The sequence below is a fragment of the Streptomyces venezuelae genome, assembly GCF_008642295.1.
Classification (GTDB): domain Bacteria; phylum Actinomycetota; class Actinomycetes; order Streptomycetales; family Streptomycetaceae; genus Streptomyces; species Streptomyces venezuelae_C.
Map to the genome: position 1 here is coordinate 5,368,036 of NZ_CP029190.1, position 25,385 is coordinate 5,393,420.

Consider the following 25,385-nt stretch of genomic DNA (forward strand, 5'->3'; position numbering starts at 1 on the left):
GTCCGCGAGCAGGTACCGCGGGTGAGGCTGGTTACAGGACCTCCGTGGCCAGGATCCGCTGCATGAGCGCGCTCAGGGCCGCAGCGTGCTGCGGGTGCAGGCCGATCAGGCCGGCGATCTCGGCGAGGGCGCGGTCGCGTTCGGCGGGGGTGGCGGGGGGCCAGTCCTCGGTGGCGGGGTCGTCGCTGTTCAGGGCCGAGGCGAGGGCGGAATGGACGCGAGCGGCGAACTGCTCTTTGTGGACCAGGAGTTCGAGAGTGGCACCTGCTGCAATGACAGCGGAGGGCGGCTGGATCTGGGCAAGGAGCTCCCGCAGCCGGTCATGCAGGGCCGCATGGTCGCCGATGTACGCATAGGCGGCCGGGATTCCGTCGGCGCGGGCGAGGGTCAACAGGGCGGAGTGCACGGCCCGCACAGGGGTGCGGGACCCGGAGGCGAGCAGCCGGAGCGCCAGGTCCGAGAGGAGGTTCTCGGCGTGCTCGGCGAGATGGCGCCGGGATTCCTCCCAGTCGGGGGTGGCCAGCCACGCGTGGAGGAGGTCGGCGGTGATGTACGGGCGGAAGGCGGCCTCCGGACCGTCCGTCGATGCCGCACGCGCGATGGCGAGCAGCTGTCGGCCCCGGCTGTCGGTCAGTGCGAACTCCTCCAGAGCCGTCATGGCATCGGCGGAGCCGAGCTCCTCCCGGTGTTCCTCCCAGAAGGCCCGGCTGGCCGCCCAGCTCGGACAGCGGGCCCAGTCGAGCGTCAGACGGATCACAGCATCGGGCACCGCCAGCCACGCGGGTGGCTCGCTCCCGGCCTGCTCCCGCCACATCGTCGCCACACGTTCGGTGCGCGTGCCGTCGGACTGGCTGTAGGCGCGGAGCCGGATCCTGGCCTGTACGGCGGTGCCCGCGGGTGCTGACGTGGCGAGCTCGATCAGGGTGTGTACTCCGGGCCCGGCATCCGGCAGGGTCAGCTGGTGGGCTGCGCGGCCGACGGCCAGCTCACGGGCTGCCTCCGGATGCGCGGCCAGGGCCCGCTCGGCCTCTTCGAACGCGGCGAGGGCCTGCTCTGCCGGGGCAAGGAGGGCAAGGGTGCCGAGGGCCGTGCAAAGGCCCGGGGTGTAGGCGACGGGGTCGGCCTGGGCCAGGGCCCGGTACAGCGCGACGGATTCGGTGGCGGCGGCGCATGCCTCCGGCCCGTCGCCGTTCTCGTGCCGGGTGGCTGCCAGGTTGTCGAGGGTCAGGGCGAGGTCGGGCAGGCGGGATGCGGGATTGTCCTTGGCGAGCGTCCGATAGAGCCCGGTGGCCTCGGTGATGACGGCCAGCGCCCCCGGACGGTCCCCGGTCTTGCGGAGGACGGCCGCGAAATTGTTGAGGAGTGCGGCCAGGTTGGGCAGATGGGCCGCGGGATTGTCCTCGGCGAGGGCCCGGTAGAGCGCAACGGCTTCGGTGCCGGTGGCCAGCGCCCCCGACCCGTCCCCGGTCTCGAGCTGGGCACAGGTCAGCGTGCCGAGCGAATGCGCGAGCTGGGCGGTGTGGGCTGCGGGATTGGCCCGGACGAGGGCTCGGTAGATGTCGGTGGCCTCGGTGCTCGTGACCAGGGAGCCCGGCCAGTCCTCGCTCTCGCCCTGGCGGATGGCGAGGTTGATGAGCGACGCGGCCAGGTCGGGGTTGTGGGCGGCAGGGTTGGCCAGGGCTAGCGTGCGGCGGATGGCGACCGCTTCGCGGATGGCGGCGAGATCGATCTCCGTGTCTCCGATGGAGGGCACGTGACTGGACAGGTTGTTGAGGGCCCGGGCGAGGTCGGGCAGATGAGCGGCGGGATCGGCCTCGGCCAGGGTCCGGTACAGCCCGGTCACTTCGATGGCCGTGGCCAGGCCGCCTTCCTGATCGCCGTTCTCATGCTGGGCGGTGGCGAGATTGTGCAGTGAGCCGGCGAGGCTACGGAGGTAGGCGGCGGGGTTGATCTCGGCGAGGGACCGGTGGATCCGGGTGGCTTCGGTGATGGTGACGAGCGCCCCCTGCCAGTCGCCGTTGTCCCCCTGGATTGTGGCCAGGTTGTTGAGCGAGGCCGCAAAGCTGGGGATGTGCACGGCGGGATCGTCCCCGGTGAGGGTTCGGTAAATCCGGGTGGCTTCGGTGATGGTGGCGAGCGCCCCTTGCCGGTCGCCGTTGTCCCCCTGGATCGTGGCCAGGTTGCTGAGCGCCATCGCGTATTCGGGCAGGTAAAGAGACGGGTTCACCTGCGCGAGGGCCTGGTGGATCCGGGTGGCTTCGATGCCGGTGGCCAACGCACGGCCCCGGTCGCCGTTCTCGACCTGGCTGGTGGCGAGGGCGTTGAGGGCCCGGGCGAAGCTGGGCAGATGAGCGGCGGGATCGGTCTCGGCCAGGGTCCGGTACAGGTCGGTGGCTTCGATGGCCGTGGCCAGGCAGCCTTCCCGATCGCCGTTGTCACGCTGGGCGGTGGCGAGATTGTGCAGTGAGCCGGCGAGGCTGCGGAGGTAGGCGGCGGGGTTGATCTCGGCGAGGGACCGGTCGATCCGGGTGGCTTCGCTCAGGGTGACGAGCGCTCCGTGTCGGTCTCCGTTTTCGTTCCGGAATGTGCCGAGGTTGTTGAGTGAACCGGCGAGCCGGGGCAGGTAGGCGGCCGGATCCGCTTCGGCGAGCTCCCGGTAGATCCGAGCGGCCTCGGCACTGGTGGTTACGGCGTTTGGCCGGTCGCCTATGGCCGACTGGAAGGCAGCGAGGTCGTTGAGCGAGGCGGCAAGGAGAGGGGTGCGGCCGACGGGGTCGGCCTCGGCCAGGGAGCGGTGGATGGCTGCGGCCTCCAGGGCCAGTGGCACGGCCTCGGCTCGGTGGCCGCGCTGGCTCCGCGAGTAGGCGAGCTCGTCGAGAGCCAGTGCTAGGTACGGGAGGAACAGTCCGGGCCGACGACCGGCCAGCTCACGGATCAGCGCGATGCCCTCGGCTCCCGCCACCACGGCGTGATAGCTGAGCGACCGGGGGACGTACGCGTTCGTGAGCGCCAGCGCGGCGGTTTCCTCCGGTTCCGCCAGGTCCGCCCCCGCCTCCGCCACCGGCCCCAGCAGCCCCACCATCGCCCGCGCGACGCGGTACGCCGCCTCGGGCGGGGCGCCCGCCAGCAGGTGCTCGGCGAACTCGCGGTGGTAGAGCCGGTATACCGCCTGCGTGCCGTCGTCGTCCTCCACCACGTACCGGCCGTAGGTGTTCAGCAGCCAGTCCACGTCCGCCGCCGTGTACTCCGTACCCTCCGGGGCCAGCGCGGACGCCGCCGCCTCCCAGACGCCCGAGGCGGGCATACCGCTGCCCGCGCTCCACGCCAGTGCGCTGAGCAGGTCCCCGGTGGCGCCCGGCAGCAGCTCGCCGTCCCGGTACCGCTGCGGGCCCTCCGCCAGGTCCTCGGTGAACGCGGCGCTGATCGAGGCCGGGAGGAACTGCTCCCAGTCCGTCGCCCCGGCATCGCCCGGGCGGTCGGCCCGGAACCGGCGGATCACCGAGTCCGTTGCCATCCGGGCGAACAGGAACCCCCCGTGACCCACCGCCGCCCGGCCGGCGATCAGCCGGGCCGCCTTCGCGGCGCCCTCCGCGGGCAGGCCGCCCGAGCGGGTCAGCCGCCGCCGGCCGTACTCCTCGATGTCCGCCGCGGTGTCCCTCTCCTCGTCCAGGCTCGCCACCCGCGCCCGGGTGTCCAGCAGCCGGCTCACCGCCCGGTCCAGCGGCTCGCCCGGCGCCGACCGGGGGGTGAACGGCCGGTCGCGGGAGCCGAGCAGGACGCAGGTCAGCCGGCTCAGCGGGGCCAGCAGCTGTTCGACGATCCGGCCCGCCTGGTCCGGGGCCGCCTCGTCGAGGCCGTCCAGGACCAGCACCGGGCGACGGCCGGCCGGCTCCGGCCACTCCTGCTCGACCTCGGCGATCAGTGCCGCCGGGGTCGCCGGGGCCGGCAGCCGCAGGGCCTCCGCGAGGGCCTCGGCGAGCTGCTGCACCGTCGAACCGCGCAGGTGCAGGGAGACGTCCACCGAGCCCTCGCCCGGGTCCGGGTCCTCGGGGCCGAGGGCGTCGTGCGCCCGGATGTCCGCCCGGTGCGAGGGGCTGGACAGGGTCGAGATCCGCCCCAGCACGGCCGATTTGCCGCAGCCGGCGCCGCCCGTCACCAGGAACAGCCCGGGCTCGCCCGCCCGCAGCCAGCCCACGATCTCGCCGAGCACCCGCCGCCGGCCGCTGAAGAACCAGCCCTCGTCCACCCGGTCGGCCCCGCGCGCGGCCCGCACCAGATGCTCCACCAGCTCCGGCTCCCGGCCGGCCCGGGCCCCTTGCCAGCGCGGGTTGGCGAACATCGCCCGCTCCTCGCCGAGGGTGGCGATGACCGGCCGCTGGCCCGTCTCCCCGGGCCACTGGGCCCGCGCGGCCTGGATCACCGCAGCCCCGCTGACCTGGGCATTGCGGCGGCTCCACTGATGGCGGTACTCCGCCGACCGCGGCCCCTCGCGCAGCACCCGGGCCACCGTGTCCAGCAGCACCCCCCGGCCCTCGGCCCGCTCCCGGGGCCGGCAGCTCGCGATCACCCCGAGCCAGGCCGCCCGGTCGGGCGGCAGGCTGCGGGCCGACAGACTGCCCAGCGCCTTGCTCAGCGACTCCACCACCCCGGCACCCGCGTAGCAGGTGTCGATGAGCAGCAGCACCTGATCGGCCCGGCCGGCCAGGGCGGCGGCCGTCAGCAGACGGGCGGCGTAGGTCTCCTCCTCGTCCTCCGGATCCTGTGTGTCGGCCACGATCAGGCGGAGCTCCGCATCGGCCGCGAGCACGCCGTGGCCGGACCAGAGGACCACGGCCGGTCCGTTCCCGCCCTCCGCCGCCCAGTGCGTCCGCCAGTCCCGGACCTGTGCCTTGAGGGCGTCGCGGCCGGGGTCGGCGAGGACGGTCGGGGTGTAGCCGTAGCCCTCCAGCAGGGTGCACAGCCCGTGCATCTGCTCGACGGCACCGGTCAGCGCCGGGAAGGCGCGGGGGTCCGCGTAGTTCTCGACCACGATGCCCAGGGCGGTGCCGCGGACCGTGTTCTCCGTCCCGGCCCCCGGCTCCTGCCCGCCCGCGGCGGCCGGCACCGAGGGCATGACCTGCTCACTCACCGGCGCCGCCCACCAGCGTCAGGGCCGTCACCGCGCCCTCGTCGGTCCGGTCCGGGCGGACCACCAGCCGGTACCCGCCCGGATCCGGCGCCGGGTACGTCGCCGTGTACCGGCCGCCGCCGAGGTTGCGCAGGGAGCGCAGGACGGGCCGCCCGCCCGCGGCCGGATGCAGTTCCGCTGTGAGGGCGAGCTCGTCGTGACGGTCGGCCGTCACCGGGACGGTCACCGTGACCTGGTACGGATCGCCCGGCTCCAGCAGGCCGGGGGCATGGACGCCCAGCGGCGGGCCGGCGCCGTCCCGGCCCCGGTGGAACGGCGGCTCCTGGCCCAGCAGCCGGATCAGGGTGTCCCGTACGCCCGGGTTGTTCTGCAGCGAGCCGTGCTGTTCGCAGGCGGTGTGGGACTCGGCCACCGGGTGCCCGGTGCCGGCCGCATTGGCCGGGCGGGCGGCGAGCCGGGGCACCGTGCCGTCGCCGCCCTCGTCCGCGCCCCCGATGGTGCCCAGCGGGACCAGCCGGTCCTCGGTGTAGCGGGCGGTGGTGGCGGTCGGCTGGTGGACTCCGACGACGGCGTGCAGCTCGGTCGGGTCCGCCCGGTCCGCGGCGGTGCGCAGCGCGGCATGGAACCGGGCCGCATCCGCCAGCAGTTCCGGATCGATCCCCGGCAGCCCCGGCAGGTCACGGGCGTACTCCAGGGAGCCGTCCGGGCCCGCCACACAGGCGTAGTCGGGGGCCAGCTGGTGGAGCGAGGGGAGGCTCCGGGCGAATGCGGTGAGGTCCACGCCGAGCGGGCCCCAGCCCTTGCGCAGCCCGTTGACCAGGTGGCCGAGCGCGTCCAGGGAGCCGCGGTGCGGGGTGCCCAGGGTGATCACGCGCCGGGTGACCGCGTGGCCGCCGAGGCATTCGACGTAGTGGCGGGCGACCAGCCCGCCCATGGAGTGGCAGATGAACACCACGCGGGCATCGGCGGCCTGCCCGGGGCGGGCGGCACTCCGGCGCTCCAGCGCCTCCTCGACCCGCCGCCGCAGCAGCCGGGCGTTGTAGCGGCAGGACAGCCGCCAGTCGTACGGGAAGTCCAGCAGGCCCTCGCCCGGGGTCAGCCCGAAGGTCGCCGACAGCCAGGACATCAGGCCGGTGTAGCCGTCGACGGGCTGCCACAGGCCGGGGACCACGTGCAGGTCCGGCATCAGCCCGATGGGCCGGACCCCGTCCCCGGGATGGTCGTCCCCGGTGCCGGCCGGCAGCCGGAGGTCCTTGAGCGAGCCGCCCAGGGTGCGGACGGCCCGTGTCAGAGCGCCGCCCGAGAGGTCCCACACCGGCCGCCCCTCGGCGTCCGCGAGCCGGCTGCCCATGATGCCGGGCACGACGACGACCAGGTCCTCCACAACGCCCCCCAGTGCTCTGTCCGTTGTGCGGAAGTGTGCGGAGCACCACAGTAGGGCGGGTACGACGACGGCGCCCCCGTCCGGAGGAAATCCGGGCGGGGGCGCCGTACGGGCCCTGGGGCGGGGTGCCTTACAGGCCGAGCTCGACCTCGAACTCGCCGGCTTCCAGGATCGCCTTGACGGCGGTCAGGTAGCGGGCGGCGTCCGCGCCGTCCACCAGACGGTGGTCGTAGGACAGCGTCAGGTACGTCATGTCGCGGATACCGATGTTGGTGCCCTCGGCGGTCTCGATGACCACCGGACGCTTGACGGTGGCGCCGATGCCCAGGATGGCGACCTGGTTCGGCGGCACGATGACGGTGTCGAACAGCGCACCGCGCGAGCCGGTGTTGCTGATGGTGAAGGTCGCGCCGGACAGCTCGTCCGGAGTGATCTTGTTGCCGCGGACCTTGGCGGCCAGGTCGGCCGTGGCCTTGGAGATGCCCGCCAGGTTGAGGTCACCGGCACCCTTGATGACCGGGGTCATCAGGCCCTTCTCGGAGTCCACGGCGATGCCGATGTTCTCCGAGTCGAAGTAGGTGATGGTGCCCTCGTCGTCGTTGATCCGGGCGTTGACGACCGCGTGGGCCTTCAGCGCCTGGGCCGCGGCCTTGACGAAGAACGGCATCGGCGAGAGCTTGACGCCCTCGCGGGCCAGGAAGGAGGCCTTGGCCTGCTCGCGCAGCTTCATGATCTTGGTGATGTCCACCTCGACCACGGAGGACAGCTGCGCCTGCGAGTGCAGGGCCTTCATCATGTTGTCGCCGATGACCTTGCGCATGCGGGTCATCTTGACCGTCTGACCGCGGAGCTCCGAGACCGCGGCGGCCGGAGCCTTCGCGGCGGACGGAGCGGCAGCCGCGGCCGGAGCCGGGGCGGCAGCGGCGGCCTTGGCGGCCTCGGCGGCGGCCAGCACGTCCTGCTTGCGGATACGGCCACCGACGCCGGTGCCCGTGACGGTGCTCAGGTTGACGCCGGACTCCGAGGCGAGCTTGCGCACCAGCGGGGTCACGTACGCGCCCTCGTCGCCCGCGACGGCCGGGGTGACCGGAGCCGGGGCGGCGACCGGAGCGGCAGCCGGGGCCGGGGCGACCGGAGCCGGAGCGGCCACCGGGGCGGCGGCCTGGACCGGAGCCGGAGCCGGAGCGGCCGGAGCCACCGGAGCGGGCGCGGCCGGCGCGGCCACGGGGGCCGGAGCCGGAGCGGCGGCCGGAGCCGGCGCGGCCGGGGCGGCAGGCGCGGCGGGGGCCGCACCGGCAACACCGATCACGGCGAGACGGGCGCCGACCTCGGCGGTCTCGTCCTCGCCCACCAGGATCTCCAGCAGGGTGCCGGCGACCGGCGCGGGGATCTCGGTGTCGACCTTGTCGGTGGAGACCTCGAGCAGCGGCTCGTCGGCCTCGACCGTCTCGCCCACCGACTTCAGCCAGCGGGTGACGGTGCCCTCGGTGACGGACTCGCCCAGGGCGGGGAGCACGACATCGGTGCCGGCGGCGGCCGGAGCCGGCGCAGCGGCGGGGGCCACAGCGGCCGGAGCCTCGGCGACCGGGGCCGGAGCCGCCGGGGCCGCGGGGACCTCGGCGACGACCGTCTCGACGGCCGGAGCCGCGGCCGGGACCGGGGCGCCGGAGCCGTCGTCGATGACGGCCAGCTCGGCGCCGACCTCGACGGTCTCGTCCTCGGCGACCTTGATGGAGGCCAGAATGCCGGACACGGGCGAGGGGATCTCGGTGTCGACCTTGTCGGTCGACACCTCGAGCAGCGGCTCGTCGGCCTCGACGCGCTCGCCCTCGGCCTTCAGCCAGCGGGTGACAGTGCCCTCGGTGACGCTCTCACCGAGCGCCGGAAGGGTTACGGAAACCGCCATGGTTTCAGTTGCTCCTTACGAAAGTGCGGAAGTGGTCGTCGCGCCCGTGACTGCTAGTCGTGGGAGTGCAGCGGCTTGCCGGCCAGGGCCAGGTGGGCCTCGCCGAGCGCCTCGTTCTGGGTCGGGTGCGCGTGGATGAGCTGCGCGACCTCGGCCGGCAGGGCTTCCCAGTTGTAGATCAGCTGGGCCTCGCCGACCTGCTCGCCCATCCGGTCACCGACCATGTGGACGCCGACCACGGCACCGTCCTTGACCTGGACGAGCTTGATCTCGCCCGCGGTCTTCAGGATCTTGCTCTTGCCGTTGCCCGCCAGGTTGTACTTGAGGGCGACGACCTTGTCCGCGCCGTAGATCTCCTTGGCCTTGGCCTCGGTGATACCGACGGAAGCGACCTCGGGGTGGCAGTACGTCACGCGCGGCACACCGTCGTAGTCGATCGGCACGGGCTTGAGGCCGGCCAGGCGCTCCGCGACGAGGATGCCCTCGGCGAAGCCGACGTGCGCCAGCTGGAGGGTGGGGACGAGGTCGCCGACGGCCGAGATGGTCGGCACGTTGGTCTGCATGTACTCGTCGACCAGGACGTAGCCGCGGTCCATCGCGACGCCCTGCTCCTCGTAGCCCAGGCCCTGGGAGACGGGGCCGCGGCCGACGGCGACCAGCAGCACCTCGGCCTCGAAGGTCTTCCCGTCGGCCAGGGTCACGCGCACACCGTTCTCGGTGTACTCGGCCTTGTCGAAGAAGGTGCCCAGGTTGAACTTGATGCCGCGCTTGCGGAACGCGCGCTCCAGCAGCTTGGAGCTGTTCTCGTCCTCGACCGGGACGAGGTGCTTGAGGCCCTCGATCACGGTGACGTCGGAGCCGAAGGACTTCCACGCCGAGGCGAACTCGACGCCGATGACGCCGCCGCCCAGCACGATCGCGGACTGCGGGACGCGGTCCAGCACCAGCGCGTGGTCCGAGGAGATGATGCGGTTGCCGTCGATGGTCAGACCCGGCAGGGACTTCGGCACGGAACCGGTCGCCAGCAGGACGTGCCGGCCCTGGATGCGCTGTCCGTTGACGTCGACGGACGTCGGGGAGGAGAGGCGGCCCTCACCCTCGATGTAGGTCACCTTGCGGGAGGCGACCAGGCCCTGCAGACCCTTGTACAGGCCCGAGATGACCTCGTCCTTGTACTTGTGCACGCCGGCGATGTCGATGCCCTCGAAAGCGGCCTTGACACCGAACTGGGCGGCTTCGCGAGCCTGGTCCGCGACCTCGCCCGCGTGCAGCAGAGCCTTAGTGGGAATGCAGCCGTTGTGCAGGCAGGTGCCACCGAGCTTGTTCTTCTCGATCAGGGCAACGTCCAGACCCAGCTGGGAAGCGCGCAGCGCCGCGGCGTAACCGCCACTGCCACCGCCGAGGATCACTAGGTCGAAAACGGTGCTGGCGTCGTTCGCCACGTCACGTCCTCCATGCATGTGCGCCGGGCACCGGTCGTTGGGGACCGGGCGGCGGCTGGTAATCGGCCGCTTGTCTTTCGGCCCTGTGGTGGGGGCCCTGTCCTGCCGAGGACCCATCTTCGCATGACCGAACAAACAGCGCGGCCCCGGGCTTCCCGGCCCGGGGCCGCGGTGACCGGGTGACTACCCCAGGTCGCCGGTGGCCGTGCGCTCGGCCAGCCGGACCAGGGTGCGGACGGCGGAGCCGGTGCCGCCCTTGGGGGTGTAGCCGTACGGGGCGCCCTCGTGGAAGGCCGGGCCGGCGATGTCCAGGTGGGCCCAGGTGATGCCCTCGCCGACGAACTCCTGCAGGAACAGGCCGGCCACCAGGCCGCCGCCCATGCGGACACCCATGTTGGCGATGTCGGCGGTGGGGGAGTCCATGGTCTTGCGCAGGTCCGCCGGGAGCGGCATCGGCCAGGAGGCCTCGCCGACCTCCTCCGCGATCTCGTGGATGGAGGTGCGGAAGGCGTCGTCGTTGGCCATGATGCCGAAGGTGCGGTCGCCCAGGGCCAGCACCATCGCGCCGGTCAGGGTCGCGACGTCGATGATCGCGTCCGGGTTCTCCTCGGAGGCGCGGGTCAGCGCGTCGCCCAGCACCAGGCGGCCCTCGGCGTCGGTGTTCAGCACCTCGACGGTCTTGCCGCTGTACATGCGGAGCACGTCGCCGGGGCGGGTGGCGGAGCCGGAGGGCATGTTCTCGGCGAGCGCCAGCCAGCCGGTGACGTTGACCTGGAGGCCCAGCTTCGCGACGGCCACGACGGCGGCGAACACGGCGGCGGCGCCGGACATGTCGCACTTCATCGTCTCGTTGTGGCCGGCCGGCTTGAGGGAGATGCCGCCCGAGTCGTAGGTGATGCCCTTGCCGACGAAGGCGAGGGTCTTCTCCGCCTTGGGGTGGGTGTAGGCGATCCTGACCAGCCGCGGCGGGTTCTCGGAGCCCTTGCCGACGCCCATGATGCCGCCGTAGCCGCCCTTGACCAGCGCCTTCTCGTCCAGCACCTGGACCTTGACACCCAGCTCCTTGGCCGTGGTCTGGGCCACGGCGGCGAAGGCCTCGGGGGTGAGGTCGTTCGGCGGGGTGTTGATCAGGTCTCGAGCGATGTTCACCTCGCTCGCGACGATCTTCGCGCGCTCGACGGCGGCCTTGTGGTCCTTGTCCCGCGGCTTGGCGCCCAGCAGGGTCACCTCGGCGAGCGGGCCCTTCGGGCCGTCGCCCTTGCCGTTCTTCTTCGTGCCGCCCTGGTAGGCGGTGAAGGCGTACGCGCCGAGCAGCGCGCCCTCGGCGACCGCGGTCACGGCCGAGGCGTCCTCCAGCGGCAGCGCGAAGGCGGCCTTCTTGGCACCGGCCAGCGCACGGGAGGCGGCACCGGCGGCACGGCGCAGCGCCTCCTCGTCGTAGGACTCGTCCTTCTCCGGAACCGGGCCGAGCCCGACCGCCAGCACGACCGGGGCCTTCAGACCGTCCGGGGCCGGCAGCTTGGTGATCTCGCCTTCGGCGCCCGAGGCACCGAGGGCATCGAGCACGGTGGCGAGCTTTCCGTCGAACGTCTTGTCCACGGCCTCGGCGCCGGCGGCCACGACGGGACCCTTGGGGCCCTTCGCCACGCCGACCACGAGGGCGTCGGCGCGCAGCGTCGCCGCGCCGGCAGTGCTGAGAGTCAGAGCAGTCACGGTGGTGAGGTCTCGCTTCCGTATGTGTGATGTGGGGCATGTGGCCCGTGCCGGGGTCGCCGGCCGTCCGCAGCGATCGTATTCCGGCCGGGCAGCCGTCAGAAATGAGCGTACGCGCACGCTGTGGTCCGTACGGCAATCGAAGGTTTGGCAAGTTGTTCGATCAAGAGGCCGTGAGGTTCACCCATCTGTGGCGACTGTTCAACGTTTGCCTTTTGGACCTGACGGGGTCCGACAGACTCGAGCCACTCTCGCAAGGGGACGCGGGGTTCCTTTGCATGATTTCCACAGAGCCTCCCCGGCCCGGCACATCCGCCTGTGGCCGTTGCCGAGGGATGCCTGCGGGGGGAAAGGCCGGCATGGTCAACAAGAACCGGATGAACAGGGCTGCCGCCGCATGGGCCGTGGCAGCGCTGGTGTCCGTGGCGGTTCCCGCCTCGGCTGCCACGGTCGCCGAGACGGCCGCGGTACCGCGCATCGACCTCAAGGTGCTCGTCGTCGACGACGGCGGCAGCTCCATCGATGCGATCACCGCCGAACTCCGGGACACCGGGGTTCCGTATACCCGCATCGACCTGGGCAGCGGCAGCCGCCCGGTGATCGACGCGGGCTTCCTCAGCGACACGGTCGACGGCCGGCCGCGCGCAAAGTTCCAGGGGGTGGTGCTGCCCAGCGAGAACCCGTTCGGCGAGGGCTCCGCGGAGATGGCCGCACTGGCCGCGTACGAGACCGCGTACGGCATCCGCCAGGTCGACGCCTACACCTGGGCCCACCCGGGCGTCGGACTCGAATACACCGACAACGGCGGTTACGCCGGGCAGCTCGACGGCACCCGGGCCGCGATCACCCCGGCGGGCAAGGCCGGCCCCTTCGGCTACCTCGGCGGCGAGGTCACCTTCGAGGACAACTCCGTCCTGATCCCGGAGAGCTTCGGCTTCATGGGACAGCCGCGGCCCGGCTACACCAGCTACCTCGACGCCCCGGTCGGCTCCGGCCGGGCCTCGCTGCTCGGCGAGTACGTCCACGACGGGCGCAGCGAACTGGTCGTCACCTTCGGCTACAACCAGTACCAGCGGCAGTACCGGCTGCTGGCCCGGGGCATCGTGGACTGGCTCACCCAGGGCGTCCACCTCGGCCAGAGCCGCAACTACTTCGCCGTGCACGTGGACGACGTCTTCGCGCCCGACGCCCGCTGGAACTCCGAGCTCAACTGCACCCCGGGCGACTACGCCTGCGCGGGCGGCGAGGGCAAGGAGAGCACCATCCGGATGACCGCCGCCGACGCCCAGTACGCCGCCCAGTGGCAGCAGGCCAAGGGCTTCAAGCTGGACATGGTCTTCAACGGCGGTGCAGGGGAGGAGTGGAAGACCGAAAACGGCGGCACCGATGCGATGACCGCGCAGCTTGTCGCCGACCGGGCCAAGTACCGCTGGATCAACCACACCTACACCCACCCGTTCCTCGGCTGCGTCCAGAACACCGCCACCGTCCCCTGGAGCTGCGCCAAGAACACCCGGGGCGCCACCCAGTGGATGAGCCGCGCCGAGATCGCCGCGCAGATCCGCGACAACCACAACTGGGCCGTCCGCAAGGGCATCGCACTGGACCGCACCGAACTGGTCACCGGTGAGCACTCGGGCCTGAAGACCCTGCCGCAGCAGCCGCAGGACAACCCCAACCTGGCCGGCGCCCTCGCCGACAACGGGGTCCGCTGGATCGCCAGCGACAACTCGCGCGAGCCCGCCCAGCGCACGGTCGGCACCGCCCTGACCGTCCCGCGGCACCCGATGAACGTCTACTACAACACCGGCACCAACGCCGAGATGGCCGACGAGTACAACTGGATCTACGCGAGCCGGGCCGACGGCGGCAGCGGGATCTGCGAGGACAACCCGGGCACCTCCACCTGCCTGCCCGAGCCCCTCGACCCGGCCACCGGCTACCTGGAGCACATCGTCCCGCAGGAGGCCCGGACCGCCCTGCGGCACGTGCTGGCCAACGACCCGCGCCCGCACTACGTCCACCAGTCCAACCTCGCCGAGGACCGCACCCTCTACCCCGTGCTCGACCAGGTCCTCGACACCTACCGCACCCTCTACGCGGCCAACACCCCGGTCGTGAACCAGAGCCAGAAGGACACCGGCACCGAACTCCAGCGCCGGGCGGCCTGGGACAAGGCGCTGGCCGAGGGCAAGGTCACCGCCTACCGCATCGGCACCACGGTCACCGTCAAGGCGCCCACCGGGGTCCTCGCACCGGTCACCGCCCCCGAGGGCACCCGCAAGCAGCAGCTCCTCGGCACCACGGTGTACGGCGCCGCCTATGCCGGAACCCGCTCGGCCTGGACCGGGCCCGAGGCCCTCCAGTCGGCGGTCACGCTCAAGCTGCCCAGCTGACCCGACCCGCCTTCCACGCGGCCGAGCGGGCTCCGCCCCGCTCGGCCGCCGCCCTGCGCACCTCAACACATCCAGTCCGGGGGGACACACCGCAATGAGCCATGGGCGTCACGTCACCATGCTCACCGAAGGCACCTATCCGCACGTCCACGGGGGCGTCAGCACCTGGTGCGACCAGCTCGTCAGAGGCATGCCGGAGGTCGACTTCCACGTCATAGCCCTGACCGGCAGCGGTCGCGAACCCGTCGCCTGGGAGCTGCCCCGCAACGTCTACCGGCACACCGTCGTACCCCTCTGGGGCCCGCCGCCCGGCCGCAGCCGGCGCGCCGCACTGCGGGGCCGCGACCACCGCCGGTTCACCGAGACCTACGAACACTTCCTGCTCTCGATGCTCGACCCCGACCACGGCGGCTTCGGCGAGGCCCTGCGCACCCTCGCCCTGCTCGCCCGGTCCGGCCGGCTCGCCCCGGCCCTGCGCTCCGAAGCGGTGCTGCGCACCCTGATGCGGGTCTGGACCCGCCCCGGCCTGGCCACCGCCGGCGCCGCACCCACCATCCACGATGCGCTCACCGCCACCGACCTGCTGGAACACGCGCTCCGCCCGCTCGCCGTCCGCATCCCGCCGGACAGCGTCGCGCACGCCGTCAGCAGCGGCCTCGCCACCCTGCCCGCCCTCGCCGCCGCCTATCTGGACCGGGTGCCGTTCCTCCTCACCGAGCACGGCATCTACCTGCGCGAGCGCTACCTCGGCTACCGCAGCGCCGAACAGCGCTGGCCGGTCAAGGCCCTGATGCTCGGCTTCTACCGGGAGCTCAACTCGGAGGGCTACCGGCAGGCCGACCTGATCACCCCGTGCAACAAGTACAACCGCCGCTGGGAGGAACGCGGCGGCGCGCCCGCCGACCGGATCCGCACCGTCTACAACGGCGTCGACCCGCACCGGTTCCCGGAGGCCGGCCCCGAGCCCGAGGTGCCGACCCTCAGCTGGTGCGGCCGGATCGACCCGATCAAGGACCTGGAAACCCTGATCCGGGCCTACGCGTTCATGCGCCGGGAGCTCCCGGCCCTGCGGCTGCGGCTGTTCGGACCCGTCCCGGCCGGCTGCGAGGACTACCGGATCCGGCTGGAGAAACTCGCGGCCGAACTGGGGGTCGCGGACGGCATCACGTACGAGGGCCGGATCGAGGACGTGGCGAAGGCCTATGCGGCGGGCAGCGTGGTGATGCTCTCCAGCATCAGTGAGGGATTCCCCTTCAGCATCATCGAGGCCATGTCCTGCGGCCGGACCACCGTCTCCACCGATGTGGGCGGGGTCCGCGAGGCCGTCGGCGACACCGGACTGGTGGTCCCGCCCCGCGAACCCGAGCTGATGGCCGGGGCCACCCTGGCGCTGCTCCGCGACGACGCCCGCCGCGCCGAGCTGGGGCGGCTGTCCCGGCAGCGGGTGGTGGAGAAGTTCACCCTGCACCAGTCGGTGGACGGCTTCCGGCACATCTACCGCGAACTGGCCGGCCAACCCGTGCTGCCCGTCCAGCCCGGGGACGGCTGGACCCAGCGGCTCGCCGACCCCTGGTACAAGGAGCTCGCGGCGGACGGGAGCATGTGGTGAGCGGATCGCTCTGGCTCAAACCGCCCGGTACACCCGGGACATCCGGTACACCCGGTGCATCCGGCGGTACGTCCGGCCGCCCGGCGGCCGGCACCGCCGAGGCCCGCCGGGACACCCTGCCGGCCATCCCCCGGCCGCGCCGGGAAGGCCCCGCCGCCGCCGACCCGATGGAGGAACTGGCCCTCCGCCTCGACCCGTTGGTCGCCTCCGCCGTTCACCCGGACGAGATCGCCGCCCTGCTGGAATCCGACGGGATGACGGACGAACACATCCGGCTCACCTACGGCCGCCAGGACTCCTTCGGCCTCGCCGAGGACCTGTACAGCCGGATCCCGCGGGCCTTCCCGGAGCCGGCCGCCGCTCCCGACCCGTGGAAGGTCTCGCTCACCGCCTGCCTGCTCCGCGGGGTGATCTTCGCCCTGCCCGGGCTCGCCTACCTGCTGGGCGCACCCCTGCTGGAAGGCCCGCCGGACCGGCTCGGCCTGCCCGCCGGGACCCTGACCCTGCTCGCCGGCGCGCTGATCGGCTGGGTGTGGGACCAGACCCTGTCCCACCGGGCGTACTCCTGGCTGGGTCTGGGCGACCGGGCGGCGGCCGGCCGCACCCTGCTCGTCGGCGCCCCGGCCGGGGCCCTGCTGGGGACCGCCACCGCCTTCGCCGTCCCCGGCGGGCCGCCGTTCAGCTACGCCTTCGCCGCCGGACAGGCGCTGTACGTCGGCGCCGCCACCGTCCTGCTGGTCCTCGGCCGGGAGCGGCTGCTGTTCTTCGCCCTGGCCCCGATGGCGGCGGGCGCGGCTGCCGCCCTGGCGGCCGACCTCCCGGTGCCGCTGCGGATCGGCCTGCTGCTGGTCTCCCTGACCGCCGCGTGCACCCTCGCCGTCCGGGAACTCCCGCTGGCCGCGGGCGTACGGTCGGCGGTCCGCCGGGTCCGGGGCCTGCTGGCCCGGCGGCCCGGCGAGGGCCCGGTGCGGTGGCGGGTGCTGCGCGGCGGCGAGGACGACTTCGCCCCGCGCGGGCCGCGGCTCGCGGACTCGGTCCCCTTCGGGGTGTTCGGACTGGGTACCGGCCTGCTGGTGCTGTACGCCGCGCTGGGCGAGGTGCTGGCGGGCGGGCCGGCCGAGGCGGTCGCGGCCCCGTCTGCGGTGGCCCTCACCCTCAGCATGGGCCCGGCCGAATGGCTGCTCCACCGGTTCCGCAGCGGCAGCCTGGCCGGACTGCGGGCGGCCCGCTCCCCGCGGGCGTTCCGCCGGGCCATGGTGCTGACCCTGGGCCACTGCCTGGCGGGCTATCTGTCGGTGCTGCTCGCCCTGGGCGTGGTGGGCACCCTGCTGTGGCCCGGCGCACCGGGCCTGAACGGGGTCCGGGTCGGCACCCTGCTGCTGCTCGGCACGGTGATGTGGACCGGTCTGCTGCTCCAGTCCTTCGGGGCGATCCGGATCGCGGCGGCGGTGTGTGCGGCTGCGGCGGCGGTGCAGAGCGCGGCCCTGCTGTTCGGGCTGGGGCAGCCGCGGGTGGTGCAGCTGGTGGTGGCCGGGGCTGCGGCTGCCGCCCTGGCCGCCCTGGTCTGCACCCTCCTGGGCCGCGCCACCTCCCACCGCTGACCCCGCCCCGCTGCGCGGAGCCTTTCCCCACCCCGCCCCTCCCCGAAACCGGGGCCTGCGGCCCCGGCCCCCGCTCGTGGGGCGCAGCCCCGGTTTCTGGGGGCACCTCCCAGCGGTAGCTGGGGGAGAAGGGGCGGGGTGGGGACATGGCCCCGCGCAGCGGCCCCCGACCCAACCGAGAAGGAACCCATGCTGCTGGTCCCGCTCTACGAGCATCCCGCCCACCACCCCACCGCCTGGTCCGCCCTGATCCGCGCGGCCGACCGCCTCCACTCGGTCGTCCTCAACCCGGACAGCGGCCCCGGCACCGCCCCCGACGAGCGCTTCGCCGAGGTCGCCGGCCGGCTCAAGGACGCCGGGGTGCCCGTCCTCGGCTATGTCGACACCGACTACGGGCGCCGCCCGCACGCCGCCGTGGTCCAGGACCTGCTCCGGCACCGCGACTGGTACGGGGTCGACGGCGCCTTCCTCGACCAGGCCGCCGCCGACGGCGGACTCCTGCCGCACTACCGGCGGCTCGCGGTGGCCGCCCGGGCCGCCGGCGCCCGCACCCTCGTCTTCAACCACGGGGTCCACCCGGACCCCGGCTTCGCCCAACTCGCCGATCTGCTGGTCACCTTCGAGGGCCCCTGGGACGCGTACCGGCACGCCGAGGTGCCGGAGTGGACCGCCGCCCACCCGGCCCACCGGTTCTGCCACCTGGTGTACGCCGTTCCGCCCGGCACCGCCGAGGCCGCCGCCCGGCTCGCCGCCGAGCGGCACGCGGGGGTGCACTGCGCCGTCCCCGGCGCGGGCACCCACCCCTGGGGGACCCTGCCGTACGCCCTGGAGGCGGGCGGATGACCCGGCCGCCGTTCCGGCGCCGGGCCGCCGCGCTGCCGCCGACCCTGGCCCTTTCCCTGGCCCTGCTGCTTGCGGCCTGTACCGCCGGTCCTCCGGAGCCCGGCCCGGACCCCGCTCCGCAGCCCGGCGGCGCCCGCTGGCAGCCCACCCCCGGCACCGCCTGGCAGTGGCAGCTCAGCGGCCGTCTCGACACCTCGGTCGACGTGCCCGTGTACGACGTCGACGGGTTCGACACGGGCAAGGAGCAGGTCCGCCGGCTGAAGGAGGACGGCCGCCGGGTCATCTGCTACCTCTCCACCGGCGCCTGGGAGGACTTCCGGCCGGACGCCGCAAAGTTCCCCGAGGAACTGCTCGGCCGCGGCAACGGCTGGGAGGGCGAGCGGTGGCTGGACATCCGCCGGACCGACCTCCTGGAGCCGCTGATGGCCGAGCGGATCGACATGTGCCGGGACAAGGGCTTCGACGCGGTGGAGCCGGACAACATGGACGGCTACCGCAACTCCACCGGCTTCCCGCTCACCGCCGCCGACCAGCTCCGCTACAACCGGCTGATCGCCCGGCTGGCGCACGACCGGGGCCTTGCCGTCGGTCTCAAGAACGATCTCGACCAGATCCCCGAACTGGTCGGAGATTTCGATTTCGCCGTCAACGAGCAGTGCGCCGAGCACGGCGAGTGCGACCGGCTGACCCCGTTCATCGAGGCGGGGAAGGCGGTGTTCCACGCGGAGTACGAGGTCCCGGCCGCCCGGTTCTGCGAGACCTCCCGCCGGCTGCGGCTGAGCTCCCTGGAGAAGAAGTACGAGCTGGGGGCCTGGCGCAAGACCTGCTGAGGCCGTGTGACAGCGCCGGGAGCGTCACACGGGCAGCACCACATGGACCCGGAAGCCGCCGCCGAACCGGGGCCCGGCATGACAGGAACCGCCGAGGGCGCCGGCCCGCTCCCGCATGCCGAGCAGGCCGTGGGTGCCGCCGGCGCGGCCGGCGTCCTCCGGGGCGGCGGCCGGCTCGCCGCCCCCGTCGTCGAGCACCGTGATCTCCACCGAGCTGCCCACCCGCACCACGCTGACCTCCGCCTTCGCATCGGGGCCGGCGTGCTTGCGGACGTTGGTCAGCGCCTCCTGGATCACCCGGTACACGGCCAGATCCACCGCGGCAGGCAGCGGCCCCTCGGCCCCGGACGGCCGGTCGACGGCCACGGCCACCGCCACCGGCAGGCCGGCGTGCCGGAAGGTGTCCACGAGTTCGTCCAGCACGGCCAGCCCGGGCGCCGGCTCGGTCGGCGCCTCGGGGTCCCCGGACTGCCGCAGCAGTCCGACCGTGGCCCGGAGTTCGTTGAGCGCCGAGCGGCTGGCCTCCCGTACATGCGCAAGGGCCTCCTTCGCCTGGTCCGGCCGCTTGTCCATGACATGCGCGGCCACCCCCGCCTGCACATTGACGAGGGCGATGTGGTGGGCCACCACATCGTGCAGGTCGCGGGCGATCCGCAGGCGCTCCTCGGCGACCCGCCGCCGGGCCTCCTCCTCCCGGGTCCGCTCGGCCCGCTCGGCCCGCTCCCGGATGGCGTCGACGAAGGCCCGCCGGCTGCGTACCGCATCACCGGCCGCCGCAGCCATGCCGGTCCAGGCGAAGATGCCGATGTTTTCCTGCGCGTACCAGGGCAGCGGGCCCGCCAGCATGGCCACCCCGGTCAGCCCGGTCATGGTGAGCAGGCCCACCCGCCAGGTGGTGGGCCGGTCGGTGGCCGCGGCCACCGTGTACAGGGCGACCACGGTGCAGATCGCGACCGGCGCCCGGGGCTCCATGGTGGCCAGTTCCACGAAGGCCAGCACGCTGGTGGCGGCGAGCACGGCGCGCGGGCGGCTCCGCCGCAGCACCAGCAGGGCCGAGCCGAGCACCATCAGGAGCAGCGAAGCGGAGTGCGGGGTGCGGGTGCCGAAGGTGGGGCCCTGCGGGCCGTGCGGGTCGGCGAAGGACATGACGATCATGCAGAGGAGCACGCCGAGCGCCAGCACGGCATCGGTCGCCAGGGGGTGCGCCCGCATCCAGTCGAGGGCGGAACCGAGCGGTCCGGTGCCCGTGCCGGAAGTTGGCCGGAGGGATGTCGTCGTCACCCGGCTACGGTACGGGCGGCGGGGGCCCCGGGCCCAGCGGGGTGCGGGACCGCTCCGGGCCCCAGAGCGTGCGGACCGCGATGAGCAGTGCCACCGCGGCGATCGCCGCCAGGTGCTCCTTCCCGGCGAGGTTGTCCTTGACCGTCAGCTCCACGATCATCCCCAGCACCACCAGCCCCGCGGTGAGGTACGCCCCGTAGCACCAGCAGACGTACACGGCCAGGCCGACCACCGCCGCCGAGGGCCCGGTGTCGTTGACCAGCCGGTCGGAGTCGGGCAGGCCCAGCGGATGCTCCGGTCCGAGCGCCAGCCCGATCCGGGCGTACATGGTCCCGGCGAGCGTGGCGAGGTAGCCGATCAGCAGGGTCCGCCACCAGCCGATGCAGATCTCCGAGATCCCGAAGACCAGCAGCATCTGGGCCAGCGCCCCCCAGACGGGCAGGTCCAGGGCGGGTACGAACAGGGAGAGCGGGGTCCGCAGCAGGGCCGGCCACAGCGGGTCGGTGGCCTTGACCGAGCCCAGGTTCTGGACGACCTGGTAGCCCCACGGCTGGTTCTGGACGACCTGGAAGACGGCGGTCAGGCAGACGGCGCCGAGGGTCATCGGCACCGCCCGCCAGCGCCGCCGGACGAGCCCGTCGCGGACCGTCCGGTACAGCGGCCCCCATTCCCGGCGGGCGAACCGCTCCACCGGGCCCGCGCTCCGCGTCGCCGTCAACGCATCGTCTCCAGGTGTCTGCGGTGCAGCCACTTCGGCAGGCCCGGAGCCTCCAGGAAGCCCTCGGCCCGGCCGGCCGCGATACCGATCCGCAGCAGGTCGGAACTCTTCTCGAAGAGCATGAACCGCGGTTCCCAGATCGGCCGGTATTTGGCGTTGGCCCGGTAGAGGGACTCGATCTGCCACCAGCGGGAGAAGAAGCTCAGCAAGGAACGCCACAGGCGCAGCACCGGACCCGCGCCGAGCCGGGAGCCCCGCTCGAAGACCGACCGGAACATCGCGAAGTTCAGCGAGACCTGGGTGACCCCGATCTCCCGGGACCGCTCCAGGAGTTCGATCACCATGAACTCCATCAGGCCGTTCTCGGAGTCCCGGTCACGGCGCATCAGGTCGAGGGAGAGCCCCTTGGGGCCCCACGGCACGAAGGAGAGCAGGGCGCGCAGTTCGCCCTGGCCGTCGGTGCACTCCAGCATCACGCACTGACCGTCGGCGGGATCGCCCAGCCGGCCCAGCGCCATGGAGAACCCCCGCTCGGTGGCCCCGTCGCGCCAGTCGTCGGCGCGGCGCAGCAGCTCCTCCATCTCCGCGGCCGGGATGTCGGCGTGCCGCCGGATCCGTACGGTGTACCCGGCCCGCTTCACCCGGTTGTAGGCCTGCCGTACGGTCCGCATGGCGCGGCCCTCCAGGGTGAACTCGGCGGTCTCGACGATGGCTTCGTCACCGAGTTCGAGGGCGTCCAGGCCGTGCCGGGCGTAGATCGTGCCGGCCTCCTCGCTCGCCCCCATCACCGCCGGTACCCAGCCGTGCTCGCGGGCCTCGGCCAGCCAGGGCTCGATGGCGCCGGGCCAGGCCTCCGGGTCGCCGATGGGGTCGCCGGAGGCGAGCGAGACACCGCCGACCACCCGGTAGGTCACGGCGGCCTTCCCGGTGGGGGACCAGATGACGCTCTTCTCGCGGCGCAGCGCGAAATAGCCCAGCGAGTCGCGGTCGCCCTGCCGGGCGAGCAGGGCGCGCAGCCGCTCCTCGTCCTGCTCGGTGAGCGGGTCGACGGCCCGGCGGGACCGGAACGCGGCCAGCAGCACGGCGAGCAGCAGCAGGAAGGACATCACGTTGATGGCCACGTCCACCCAGCCGGGGGTGGTGATGTCCGGGTAGCCGGAGTCGTCGGCGGCGAGCGTGACCAGCCGCATCACCCCGTACCGCCAGCGGGCCGGGAAGGAGGCCGTCGCATGGTCGGGGGCGGTGTTGGTGGCGCCCACCAGCAGGGCCGCGACCAGGGAGGTGACGAGCAGTCCGACGGCGGCCACCGCCCCGGCCAGCTTCGGGTTGGACCGGTCGCCCTTGGCGTAGAACTCGCGGCGGCCCAGCAGCAGGGCGGCGACGAACGCGGCGGTGAGCACCAGCGACACCCAGTTCTGGACGTGGCTGCGGATCTCCGGGTAGCCGGGGGTGCAGAAGGCGGCGAGGAACAGGGCCAGCAGCACGCCGCCGAGCACCAGGTTCAGGATCCAGGCGGCCCGTTTGCGGCGGCCCATGGTGACGGCGAGCAGCAGCGAGAACAGCCCGGAACCGAAGCCCGCGGTGAGCAGGTAGGGGGTGTACAGGTCGGCGGTGTTGTGGGCGCGCAGATCCTGGCCGAGCGAAACCCACACCGCGCTCAGGACGTTGACGAAGGTGACGGCGCGCAGGTACCAGACCGCGAACGCGGCGCTCCGGCGCGACCGCGTGGTCCCCCTGCTCTCGGTACCGCCCTCCGGACTCCGGCCGGCTCCCCGGTCGTTCCTCCGGACGGTTTCTGTGCTGGTCAAAAGGACCTCTCCCATGAAAAGCGATCATATGGGGCATCGCATTCCATGCGGAGTCAGGGAACGGCGGCCCGGTCGAGGCCGCCGTCCCCGCAGCTCACCCAGCCGTATCCGGCCCGTCCTGCCCCGGTCGCTCGGGAAGCTCCGCCGCGAGTGCGGCAGCGGCCTGGACGAGGGGAAGTGCCAGCAATGCCCCGGTTCCTTCCCCCACAGTGACGCCGTGGTCGAGCACCGGGTTGAGTGCCATCCGGTCCAGCGCCTTCGCCTGGCCCGGCTCACCGCTCGCCTGGCCCGCCAGCCACCAGTCCGGCGCCCGGAACGCGGCCCGCTGCGCGACCAGTGCGCACGCGGCCGACACCACCCCGTCGAGGATCACCGGCGTACGGCGCACCGCGCACTGGAGCAGGAAGCCGGTGATCGCGGCCAGATCGGCGCCACCGACCGCCGCGAGCAGCTCCACCTGATCGCCCAGCACCGGCCGGGCCCGGCGCAGTGCGTCCCGGATCGCCGCGCACTTGCGCATCCAGGTCAGGTCGTCGATGGGGGAGCCGCCCCGCCCGGTGACCACCGAGGCATCGGTCCCGCACAGCGCCGCGACCAGGGTCGCGGCGACCGTCGTCCCGCCGACGCTCAGATCGCCGAGGACGACGAGGTCCGTTCCCGAGTCGGCCTCCTCGTCGGCGATCCGCATGCCCAGCCGCAGCGCCGCCTCGGCCTCGGCCACCGTGAGGGCGTTCTCGATGTCGATGCGCCCGCTGCCGCGCCGCACCCGGTGCCGTACGACCTCCTCGGGCAGCAGCCCGGGATCGCAGTCCAGCCCCGCATCCACCACCCGTACGCCGGCACCGAACCGGCCGGCCAGGATCGACACCGGGCTGCGCCCGTCCAGCACGGCGCGGACGAGATCGTGCGCCCCGCCCGCGGGACGCGCCGAGACACCCAGGTCCGCCACCCCGTGGTCACCGGCGAACAGCAGCACCCTGGCCCGCTCGACCGGCCGGACCGGTACGCAACCCTGCGCGGCGGCCAGCCAGTCGGCCAGTTCGTCCAGCCGGCCCAGGGCGCCGGGCGGCACGGCCAGGCGCTCACGGCGGTCCTCGGCGTCACGCCGGACGCCCCCGTCGGGGCGCTCGATCAGATCGGAGAAGTCGTCGAGATTCAGCGTGGTCATTTCCCGAACAGTACAGGCGGTGAGGCCCTGCCCAAGCCCGCAGCCGAGGCCCCCGGACGCTACTCCTTGAGGATGACGGCCTGCCCGGCGACCACCAGCAGCACGTGCTCGCACTCACCGCCCACGGCCGCGTTCAGCTTGCCCAGTTCGTCCCGGAACCGCCGCCCGGCGGGCGTCGCGGGCACCACGCCGGAACCGACCTCGTTGCTCACCACCACCACGGTCCGGCGGGTCGCCCGCACCGCCGCCACCAGTTCCGCGATCCGCTCCCGCAGCCGCCTCTGCCCGCCGTTCGCCCAGGTCTCCTCGTCCCAGGCGCCCACCCGGTCCATGGCGTCCGTCAGCCACAGCGCCAGGCAGTCGATCAGCAGCGGCGGCCCCTCCTGCGCGAGCAGCGGCGCCAGGTCGCAGGTCTCCAGCGTCCGCCAGGAGCCCGGCCGCCGCTCGCGGTGCAGCGAAACCCGCGCCGCCCAGTCCGCATCGCCCTCCCGGGTGCCGCCGGTGGCCACGTACTGCACCTCGGGGAACGCGCCCAGCCGCTGTTCCGCCTCCACCGACTTCCCGGACCGGGCCCCGCCCAGCACCAGGGTCCGCCGGGGCAGGTCCGGGACCGCGTGGTACTCGCCGACGATCAGGGTGGCCCCGTCCGGCACGGCCCGGGCACCGGCCGCGGCGCAGCGCCGGTCCAGCTCGGCGCCCGGCGGGGTGTCGTGGTCGATGTGCACGGCGATCACATCGGTGGCCGGTCCGACCGCGCCGGAGGCCCGCAGCCGGGCCAGCGCATCGGGCCGGCCGAGCACGTCGGCGACCACCATGTCGTACGGCCGTACGGCGCTCTCCCCGGCCGGGGAGCCGCCGGGCGGCAGGTACAGCAACCGGTCCCCGTCCGGCCCGGTCACCTCGTATCCGGTACCCGGCGCGTCCATCGGCACCGCCCGCACCCGGTGCCCGCTGATCACCGACAGCTCCCGCCCGTCCGGCACCCGCCCGGCGGTGGGCAGCCCGGGCGGCAGCTCGACGGCCGGCCCGTCGTGAGGATGGGTGAGCAGCACCTGGCGCACCCCGGCCAGCGAATGCCCGGCCCGGGCGGCGGCCAGCACGGCCCCGGGGGTCAGATCGAGCAGCAGCGCACCGTCCACGAGCACGGCGGTCGCCGCCCGCGCCCGGCCGCCGACGGAAACGGCACAGGCGGCGCAGGGACACCCGGGGCGGGGCAGTCCTTCGGGTGTGCCGGTGCCGAGCAGAGTCAGTTCCACAAGGAAGATCCTCCCGTGTCCCCGCGGGTGGTGCTCGCCCGGCTAGTCTGCGGGCAGACAGCGGACGAGCAACGGAGGCGGACATGGCGTGGACGTGGCGGTTCGAGACGGCGGACGGCACGCAGGCGGCGCCGGCGGTGGAACCCGAGGAGTTCACCACGCAGGGTGACGCGGAGTCCTGGATCGGCGAGTACTGGAAGGACCTGCTGGAGGGCGGCGCGGAACGAGTCCGCCTGTCGGACGACAACGGCACGGAAATCTACGCGATGAGCTTGCGCGAAGCCCTGGACGCGTAGCGCGCC

The 25,385-nt window shown here is 73.3% G+C and carries 16 protein-coding genes; 6 read left to right on the plus strand and 10 right to left on the minus strand.

Annotated elements, in window-relative coordinates:
• Positions 1-31: 31 nt before the first annotated feature.
• The 5 genes from DEJ50_RS24190 to DEJ50_RS24210 all read right to left on the minus strand — a co-directional run bounded on the left by DEJ50_RS24190 (position 32) and on the right by DEJ50_RS24210 (position 11,573).
• Entirely contained in the window at positions 32-5,128 is a 5,097-nt protein-coding gene (locus tag DEJ50_RS24190) for a caspase family protein (protein WP_150210207.1), read from the minus strand.
• Positions 5,121-6,512, minus strand: a complete 1,392-nt coding sequence (locus DEJ50_RS24195; protein ID WP_223837895.1) for a lipase/acyltransferase domain-containing protein — start codon at positions 6,510-6,512, stop codon at positions 5,121-5,123. The genes DEJ50_RS24190 and DEJ50_RS24195 overlap by 8 nt, the downstream gene beginning before the upstream one ends.
• Before the next feature lie 130 nt (positions 6,513-6,642).
• On the minus strand, positions 6,643-8,418 hold the full coding sequence (gene sucB / locus DEJ50_RS24200; protein WP_150210208.1) for a 2-oxoglutarate dehydrogenase, E2 component, dihydrolipoamide succinyltransferase: 1,776 nt from the start codon (positions 8,416-8,418) through the stop codon (positions 6,643-6,645).
• A gap of 53 nt (positions 8,419-8,471) precedes the next feature.
• Positions 8,472-9,860, minus strand: coding sequence for a dihydrolipoyl dehydrogenase (gene lpdA, locus DEJ50_RS24205; RefSeq protein ID WP_150210209.1), 1,389 nt, complete (start codon positions 9,858-9,860; stop codon positions 8,472-8,474).
• Between the two features lie 183 nt (positions 9,861-10,043).
• On the minus strand, positions 10,044-11,573 hold the full coding sequence (locus DEJ50_RS24210; protein WP_150210210.1) for a leucyl aminopeptidase: 1,530 nt from the start codon (positions 11,571-11,573) through the stop codon (positions 10,044-10,046).
• Positions 11,574-11,932: 359 nt separating this feature from the next.
• On the opposite strand from DEJ50_RS24210, the gene DEJ50_RS24215 reads away from it, so the two are divergent.
• From DEJ50_RS24215 to DEJ50_RS24235, 5 genes are all read left to right on the plus strand, one after another.
• A complete protein-coding gene (locus tag DEJ50_RS24215; protein WP_150210211.1) occupies positions 11,933-13,969 on the plus strand; it encodes a hypothetical protein in 2,037 nt (678 codons plus the stop codon).
• A 94-nt stretch (positions 13,970-14,063) separates the two neighbouring features.
• Positions 14,064-15,578, plus strand: a complete 1,515-nt coding sequence (gene pelF / locus DEJ50_RS24220; RefSeq protein WP_150210212.1) for a GT4 family glycosyltransferase PelF — start codon at positions 14,064-14,066, stop codon at positions 15,576-15,578.
• Entirely contained in the window at positions 15,575-17,179 is a 1,605-nt protein-coding gene (locus DEJ50_RS24225) for a hypothetical protein (RefSeq protein ID WP_150210213.1), read from the plus strand. The genes pelF and DEJ50_RS24225 overlap by 4 nt, the downstream gene beginning before the upstream one ends.
• 189 nt (positions 17,180-17,368) lie before the next feature.
• Positions 17,369-18,022 carry a spherulation-specific family 4 protein gene (locus tag DEJ50_RS24230; protein WP_150210214.1) on the plus strand — a complete coding sequence of 218 codons (654 nt, stop codon included), beginning with the start codon at positions 17,369-17,371 and terminating at the stop codon, positions 18,020-18,022.
• Positions 18,019-18,852, plus strand: coding sequence for an endo alpha-1,4 polygalactosaminidase (locus DEJ50_RS24235; RefSeq protein WP_150210215.1), 834 nt, complete (start codon positions 18,019-18,021; stop codon positions 18,850-18,852). The genes DEJ50_RS24230 and DEJ50_RS24235 overlap by 4 nt, the downstream gene beginning before the upstream one ends.
• Positions 18,853-18,876: 24 nt before the next feature.
• On the opposite strand, the gene DEJ50_RS24240 is transcribed toward DEJ50_RS24235, so the two are convergent.
• The 5 genes from DEJ50_RS24240 to DEJ50_RS24260 form a co-directional block, all read right to left on the minus strand.
• Positions 18,877-20,064: a sensor histidine kinase gene (locus DEJ50_RS24240; RefSeq protein WP_150212335.1), complete on the minus strand. Its 1,188-nt coding sequence runs from the start codon at positions 20,062-20,064 to the stop codon at positions 18,877-18,879.
• 73 nt (positions 20,065-20,137) lie between these two features.
• Positions 20,138-20,851, minus strand: a complete 714-nt coding sequence (locus tag DEJ50_RS34060; protein ID WP_223837896.1) for a hypothetical protein — start codon at positions 20,849-20,851, stop codon at positions 20,138-20,140.
• A complete protein-coding gene (locus DEJ50_RS24250; RefSeq protein ID WP_150210216.1) occupies positions 20,848-22,674 on the minus strand; it encodes a phosphatidylglycerol lysyltransferase domain-containing protein in 1,827 nt (608 codons plus the stop codon). The genes DEJ50_RS34060 and DEJ50_RS24250 overlap by 4 nt, the downstream gene beginning before the upstream one ends.
• 79 nt (positions 22,675-22,753) lie before the next feature.
• Positions 22,754-23,827: a nicotinate-nucleotide--dimethylbenzimidazole phosphoribosyltransferase gene (gene cobT / locus DEJ50_RS24255; protein WP_150210217.1), complete on the minus strand. Its 1,074-nt coding sequence runs from the start codon at positions 23,825-23,827 to the stop codon at positions 22,754-22,756.
• A 59-nt stretch (positions 23,828-23,886) separates the two neighbouring features.
• Complete coding sequence (locus DEJ50_RS24260) at positions 23,887-25,083, minus strand: bifunctional adenosylcobinamide kinase/adenosylcobinamide-phosphate guanylyltransferase (RefSeq protein ID WP_150210218.1); 1,197 nt, start codon at positions 25,081-25,083, stop codon at positions 23,887-23,889.
• Positions 25,084-25,166: 83 nt separating this feature from the next.
• Between DEJ50_RS24260 and DEJ50_RS24265 the strand changes: the two genes are divergently transcribed.
• On the plus strand, positions 25,167-25,379 hold the full coding sequence (locus DEJ50_RS24265; protein ID WP_150210219.1) for a hypothetical protein: 213 nt from the start codon (positions 25,167-25,169) through the stop codon (positions 25,377-25,379).
• Positions 25,380-25,385 lie beyond the last annotated feature (6 nt).